The following is a 6100-nucleotide window of genomic DNA, read 5'->3' as shown; positions in this document are numbered from 1 at the left end:
AGCGTTACACCACACTAAGGGACGCAACCATCTCCGACGCGCCGAAGACCGACGGCGCAAACCGCGGTCGCAAACAGCGCTACCGGATACTCACCACACCGCTACCATTTCCTCCTTTCTAAACACTCTTGCTATCGACATCGATCGTGAGTACATTGTGAGTACATCGCTTTAAGGAGTTTGAAATGGCAGTTAAAGACCGGCGCTTGAACTTGCGTACATCCGCACACCAAGAGGAGTTTTTCCGCAGGGCCGCTGAGGTGACAAACACTTCGGTGTCACAGTTTGTGCTCGACAGTGCCGTGGAGCGCGCATTGATGGTACTTGCTGATCAGCGACTTTTTGTGTTGGGGGAAGAAGGTTTCTCTCGTGTTGAGGAACTTCTCGACCAGCCGGCCGACTTCTCTAAGCTTGGCAAACTTTTCGCTGAGGAGACTCCATTTGGCAAGGAGTTTCAATTTGGCGACTGACGGTGTGCTTCAGCCGCCTCGGAAACTTGTTAAGGCGGATGATCGTTCGAGTTTTCATTGTGGTGAGGTTTCGCTCGATGTGTGGTTTCGCCGCTACGCCATGCAGAATCAACGGGCACACAACTGTGTTGTTTACGTTTCCAAGTGGAATGACCGCGTCGCTGGGTACTATGCGGTCTGTACGGGTGGGATGGTTGCTGGAGCCGCGCCAGAAGCGTTTGCCAAGGGGCGTCCCGATCCGATCCCAGTGTTAATTCTCGCGCGGTTGGCGGTAGATGTGAATGCGCAGGGGAAAGGAGTTGGGAAAGCGCTGCTGAGAGACGCTCTAGCGCGGTGCTTCACTGTGGCTGGAGAAATTGGAGCCGCGGCAGTGGTTGTACACGCGTTGGATGAACACGCGAAACGGTTCTACATGCAGTACGCAGAATTTCAGGAGATGCCGGAGCAACCGTTACATCTCTTGCTACCGATTAGAGGCATCAAACAGTTTATGACCCAGCCCGCAACCGCCTAAAACACCAACTGGTCCAGGAAGCGTTGCGCGCGTTCGGACTTCGGGGCGGCGAAGAACTCCTCGGGTGGGGCGATCTCGACGATGCGGCCGGCGTCCATAAACGCGATGCGGTCGGCAACCGCGCGGGCGAACGCCATTTCGTGGGTGACCACGATCATGGTCATGCCGTCCTGGGCGAGGCCAACCACCACGTCGAGAACTTCGCGGACGATTTCGGGGTCGAGGGAGGCGGTGATTTCGTCGAGAAGCAATGCCTTCGGCTGCATCATAAGCGCGCGCACGATGGCCACGCGCTGCTTCTGACCACCGGACAGTTCGCGCGGGCGAGCGTCGGCCTTGGCGGCAAGCCCCACGCGTTCGAGCAGCGCCACCGCCCGCGAGCGGGCCTCGTCCTTGTCCGCGCCCTTGACCACCTTCGGGGCGAGCAGCAGGTTCTCCATCACGGTCAGGTGCGGGAACAGGTCGTAGGACTGAAACACCATGCCCACATCGGAGCGCACGTCCTTGAGCTTGGTCGAGGAGGCGGTCACGTCGCGGCCGTTGACCAGGATCTGGCCGGAATCCACCGGCTCCAACCCGTTGACTGTGCGCAGCAGCGTGGACTTGCCGCAGCCGGACGGGCCGATGATGGTGAGGACTTCGCCGGGGTTGACGGACAGGGTGACGTCGTTAAGCGCCTTGTGCCCGTTGGGGTACGTCTTGGAGACATGCTCGAGCGAGATAAGCGACATCTAGCTCCACCTTTCTTCCAGCTTGCGCGCGGCGAGCGAGATGGGAAAACAGACGAGAAAATACAGCAGGAACACCACGCCGTAGATCCACAGGGCGGCGGACGGGTATTCGAAACGGTTGGCGTCGATGATTTGCTGCGCCACCTTGAGCACCTCCACCACGCCAATCAGCGCGACGAGCGAGGTGGTCATGATCATGCGGTTGGTCAGGTTGATCGTCGCGGGGATCAGACCGCGCAGCGCTTGCGGCAGCACAACGTGACGATAAAGCGCGCGCCCCTCAATGCCCAGCGCCGCCGCGGAGAGGTACTGGTGGCGCGGCACCGACTCGATAGCGGCGCGCACCAAATCACCGAGCTCAGCTGTGCCCCACAGCGTAAACACAATCACCGCCGCCACCCGCGCATCCAGGTTCAGCCCCCACGCGCGCGTGGCGTCGAAGTACACCAGAAACAGCAGCACCAACTGTGGCATGATGCGCACAAACTGCAGGTAGGTCTGGGTGATCACGCGAACAATTTTGCTTGGCGACGACATCACCCCCCCCAACAGCGTCCCCAACACAATCGACAAACCCATCGACGCAAGCGCGATCTGGATGGACACGCCAAGGCCTAAGACGAGGCGCTGGAAGTTGTTGCCGTCGGCGAGGATTTGGAGATCAGAAAACATTCGCACGCACCTTCTTCTCCAGTCGTCCTGCGATCAGCGATACGGGCAGCAAAATGATCAGGTAGAACGTGACCAAAAGCAGCAACGCCTCGCGCGTTTCGTAGGTCTGGCCGATCTGCTCCTTGGCGGTGTAGACCAAATCCGGCAGTGCCACGATGCTGACCACCGAGGTCTCCTTGATCAGGAAGATGATGTTCGCCGTAATCGCCGGCAGCGCAAGCGCCGTGGCCTGCGGGGCGACGACGTGGCGCAGCGCCTGCATCCGCGACATGCCCAGGCTTAAACTGGACTGCAACTGAATCGGGGCAACCCCCTCCAGGCCAGCGCGGATCGCCTCCGCCATGTACGAGCCACCCAGGAAGGCCAAGCCCACCACGGCGCAGGTCTCGCTCTCCAGCACGACGCCCATCTTGGGCAGGCCGAAGTACAGGAAGAACAACTGCACCAGCAGGGGAGTGTTGCGCGAGAGCTCGATGTACACCCGCGCGATCTGGCTCAGCACGGGCACCTTGAAAAACCGCACCCCGGCCACCAGTGCGCCAACGATAAAGGCGAGCACAATGCCTTTGGCGGCAACCCTCACCGTGAGGACTGCCGCCGAAGCATAAACCGGGATGTTCTCGGTAACGACCGAAAAGTCCATGAGTTAGAGCTGGCCGCCCTCAACGACCAGGTCGTCCGCGGAAACCGCGTCGCCGTACACCGGCTTCAGGGTCTTCTCGTATGCGTTGTGGAAGAAGTTCTCCTTGCCAAGATCGACGAGTTCGTTGTTCATCCATTCGCGCAGGTCGTCGTTACCCTTCGCCACCGCGCCCGCGATGGTGTCCGTCTCACCCAGCGTCGGGATCGTCGCGGAGAAACCATCGGTCTTACCAGCCCATGCGAGAGCCTCCGTGTTGTCGGTGACCCAGGCGTCGCCGCGGCCGTCGAGAAGCGCGTTCGTCGCCTCGGTGTACTGCTCAAACTTGGTCAGCTTGATCTCCGGGTGGTTCTTCTCCAGGTACGCCTCCGCGGTCGTGCCCTTAACGACGATCACGTTCTTGCCCTCAAGCCCCTCCACGCTATCGATCGGCGCATTGTCCGGCGTGACTGCACCCAACGACACCTTCATGTACGGGTTGGCGTAATCCACCTTCTCCGCACGCTCCGGGGTGACCGTGAAGTTAGCCAAAATGATGTCGACCTTGTTGGTGTCCAGGAACTCCACGCGCGAAGCGGCCTCCACCGGCACATACTCGACGTTTACGCCCAGGTCATCGCCCAGACGGTTGCCGTACTCGATGTCGTAACCGGCGAACTCGCCGTTCGAATCCACGTAGCCGAACGGGGACTTGTCCGAGAACACGCCGATCTTTACCGAGCCGTCCTCTTGGATCGTGGCCACATCGCGGAAGCCCGCGGCCGGCTCCGCGCCGTTCGTGGCGTCGGTATCGCCGGACTCCGCGGAGCAGGCGGTGAGGGTAATGGCGGCGAGGACCACGGCGGCGCTGGCTGCGAGGCCCTTGCGGGTGTTGCGGGACGGGAAGAGTGACATGACAGTGAACTTTCTTTTGTAAAACTACGGCGGCGGATACCGCTTGGTTCAGTAAAAGTACACCAGTCTGTCTAGTTTTGTGAACTGGGGTGTTCGCTTTGTATTCATGCGGCGCGTTTCGGCTGCTAGAAGTCGTTACCAGGAATTCGTTGGTGCGGGGTTGAAGTGGCACGAACGACATCCCGGTAACGACATTTGCGAGGGAGGTACGGTGCAGCCGATTGGTCGGCATCGCTGCATGGCAGTCGAGTTTGGTCTGTACGCAGAGGCGCTAGTGGGTCATAATCGAAGCCGAAGGCTCGAATTGAGGAAGGAGGCGCAAGTGAATCAGTTTTATACCTATGAACGCTTTGCACAATGGGTGCAATGTGAACTTGCTGCCGAAAATGATTCCTCTTTTGTGGTGCGTGTGCTGAAGCGTGTTGTGTCAGAGATCCGGGATATTAAAGATCACAAGGAGTTCATAGCGGCGCACCGTGAACCGGATACGACTGGAGATGCAGATTGGGATCGTGTCATTCGAGCTGCTGCTGAGATGACGTACTCCGAACGCTTCCCTGGGGAGAGCCCTGGATGGTCTGCTGAGATTTCCGAACCCCCTGAGGCCTGGTTCTATCCGACGAGTCGTCCTTCTCGGTTCGTTTTCAATCTTGAACGGACTCCGATGTCCTTCCGTAAAAGAAGCATCTGCTTGGGTGAGGGAAATCTACGAACGGCGAAGGATCACGATCGCCCGTGGATCTAACACGAGATGAGCTCTTGCACGCGCTTGCAGAGCTCGAGAAACAGTTGGGAAATCAGGGCACGAATGCGACGCTCCGCGTTATTGGAGGCGCTGCGATTGCTCTGAGGTACGACGCGACTAGGGCAACCGCAGATATCGATTCTGTTTTTGAGAACTACCGGCAAGTTCGAAATGCGGTTGAAGAAACAGCCGTGAAACTCGGGTTGCCTGCAGACTGGGTGAACTCGCAGGTGCACGATCTCGGGTTACCTTTTTCGGCCGATCACAGTCCGGATCTCCTAGTTATCGGTCCGAATCTCACTGTCGAGATTGCGTCAGCAGAGTTTCTGTTGTTTACCAAGGTGGTTTCGACTCGCCAAGCGGAGCAGGACCTCGATGATGCGGTTGTTCTCGCGAAACACCTGGGGTTACGGAATGCTCAAGACATTGAGCAAGTGGTGAAACAGTTCGGCAGCGTTGATGGGCCGGTCGAATTATTCGTTGAAGACATTGCAGCGGAGCTCTAGAAAAGGGGATATTTCTCGAGATAGGTGATATTTGGCGCCGCGTTTCGGCTGCTAGAAGTCTTTACCTGGAACCCGTTAGTACGGGGTTAGGGTCGCATTAACGGGCTCCAGGTAACGACCTTTACGCGGGGAGGGGCGGGGAAGGCCGCCGGAAAAGCGCGCGGCCCGCACCACGGCCCGCACCGCCGACCCGCACCACGGCCCGCACCGCCGACCCGCTCCCCCTACCGCGGCTCGACGGGGTTGCATTGCCTTAGATGCCGAGAACAACGAGACGGGTCTACACCGAGCCCGATTGACAGCGATCCCCGAGAGTTTCGTAGACGGGGACTAGAAAGGTGCAGCTCGAACCACTAGGCTCAGGTAAAAGTCCTGAAAAGTGGTTCGTCCCCTATGTCTGCCAGTGAGGAGGTGCGAGGTGAGGGTTACGTTGGAGCAAGCTGCCGAAAACTTCCACGCAGATTTAGAAGACATGAGACGTGTGGTCAAGAGCGGACGCGCAGTGTTGGATGAGCACGGAACCATTAACCTCATGCTCGCGCAAGCGCTGTCTCGATTCGTCTCCGAGGAGTTCACTAGGCTTTTCGGCGCTGAGCAATCGTTTGTTGCCTGGGATCTCGTTTATGTCGAGCCGACCTATTTCAACCTCGTGGATCAATTCCGGCCGGCTGAGACAGGACTACTGGACACCCGGGAAATGGGGCTTGCGCCAGGGGGACGCCGGTATGTGCAAGCATCCTCGCGAGACGAGCTGATCGATGCGGGGATCTATGGGCTGTGTAATCAAACATCCCGTGTAGGTGTCCTCATCAGGGAAACAGATTGCACTGAGCAACAAGCTCTCGCTGATGCTTACATGCTTGGGGATGCTCGGCTGCAACAGGCGGTCCGAGCGTATGTGGTAGAGCACTCGACACTTGTAGCGTAG

9 protein-coding genes are annotated in these 6100 nt (G+C 58.6%); 5 read left to right on the top strand and 4 right to left on the bottom strand.

The window, feature by feature from the left end:
* Positions 1 to 185 precede the first annotated feature (185 nt).
* Together HMPREF3171_RS05370 and HMPREF3171_RS05365 are read left to right on the top strand one after the other, a co-directional pair.
* A complete protein-coding gene (locus HMPREF3171_RS05370) occupies positions 186 to 470 on the top strand; it encodes a type II toxin-antitoxin system TacA family antitoxin (protein WP_070422461.1) in 285 nt (94 codons plus the stop codon).
* Entirely contained in the window at positions 460 to 984 is a 525-nt protein-coding gene (locus tag HMPREF3171_RS05365; RefSeq protein ID WP_070483483.1) for a GNAT family N-acetyltransferase, read from the top strand. Before HMPREF3171_RS05370 ends, HMPREF3171_RS05365 begins: the two co-directional genes overlap by 11 nt.
* Here the strand turns inward: HMPREF3171_RS05365 and HMPREF3171_RS05360 are convergent.
* The 4 genes from HMPREF3171_RS05360 to HMPREF3171_RS05345 are packed head-to-tail and all read right to left on the bottom strand — an operon-like array spanning position 981 to position 3921.
* Positions 981 to 1715: an amino acid ABC transporter ATP-binding protein gene (locus HMPREF3171_RS05360; RefSeq protein ID WP_070483481.1), complete on the bottom strand. Its 735-nt coding sequence runs from the start codon at positions 1713 to 1715 to the stop codon at positions 981 to 983. The genes HMPREF3171_RS05365 and HMPREF3171_RS05360 overlap by 4 nt on opposite strands.
* Positions 1716 to 2387, bottom strand: coding sequence for an amino acid ABC transporter permease (locus HMPREF3171_RS05355; protein WP_070483479.1), 672 nt, complete (start codon positions 2385 to 2387; stop codon positions 1716 to 1718). It lies immediately after the preceding gene.
* Positions 2377 to 3030 carry an amino acid ABC transporter permease gene (locus HMPREF3171_RS05350; RefSeq protein ID WP_070483476.1) on the bottom strand — a complete coding sequence of 218 codons (654 nt, stop codon included), beginning with the start codon at positions 3028 to 3030 and terminating at the stop codon, positions 2377 to 2379. Before HMPREF3171_RS05350 ends, HMPREF3171_RS05355 begins: the two co-directional genes overlap by 11 nt.
* A gap of 3 nt (positions 3031 to 3033) precedes the next feature.
* On the bottom strand, positions 3034 to 3921 hold the full coding sequence (locus HMPREF3171_RS05345; RefSeq protein WP_070483474.1) for a transporter substrate-binding domain-containing protein: 888 nt from the start codon (positions 3919 to 3921) through the stop codon (positions 3034 to 3036).
* Positions 3922 to 4243: 322 nt separating this feature from the next.
* On the opposite strand from HMPREF3171_RS05345, the gene HMPREF3171_RS11880 reads away from it, so the two are divergent.
* From HMPREF3171_RS11880 to HMPREF3171_RS05335, 3 genes are all read left to right on the top strand, one after another.
* The gene (locus tag HMPREF3171_RS11880; protein ID WP_141743362.1) at positions 4244 to 4666 is read left to right on the top strand and encodes a hypothetical protein; all 423 of its coding nucleotides are present in this window, start codon (positions 4244 to 4246) and stop codon (positions 4664 to 4666) included.
* Complete coding sequence (locus HMPREF3171_RS05340) at positions 4657 to 5172, top strand: DUF6036 family nucleotidyltransferase (RefSeq protein ID WP_070483471.1); 516 nt, start codon at positions 4657 to 4659, stop codon at positions 5170 to 5172. Before HMPREF3171_RS11880 ends, HMPREF3171_RS05340 begins: the two co-directional genes overlap by 10 nt.
* Positions 5173 to 5590: 418 nt before the next feature.
* Positions 5591 to 6100: a hypothetical protein gene (locus tag HMPREF3171_RS05335; RefSeq protein ID WP_070450335.1), complete on the top strand. Its 510-nt coding sequence runs from the start codon at positions 5591 to 5593 to the stop codon at positions 6098 to 6100.

Origin of the sequence: Corynebacterium sp. HMSC08F01 (genome assembly GCF_001807545.1) — a bacterium.
GTDB lineage: Bacteria > Actinomycetota > Actinomycetes > Mycobacteriales > Mycobacteriaceae > Corynebacterium > Corynebacterium coyleae.
This window is presented reverse-complemented; position numbering and strand designations above follow the sequence as displayed.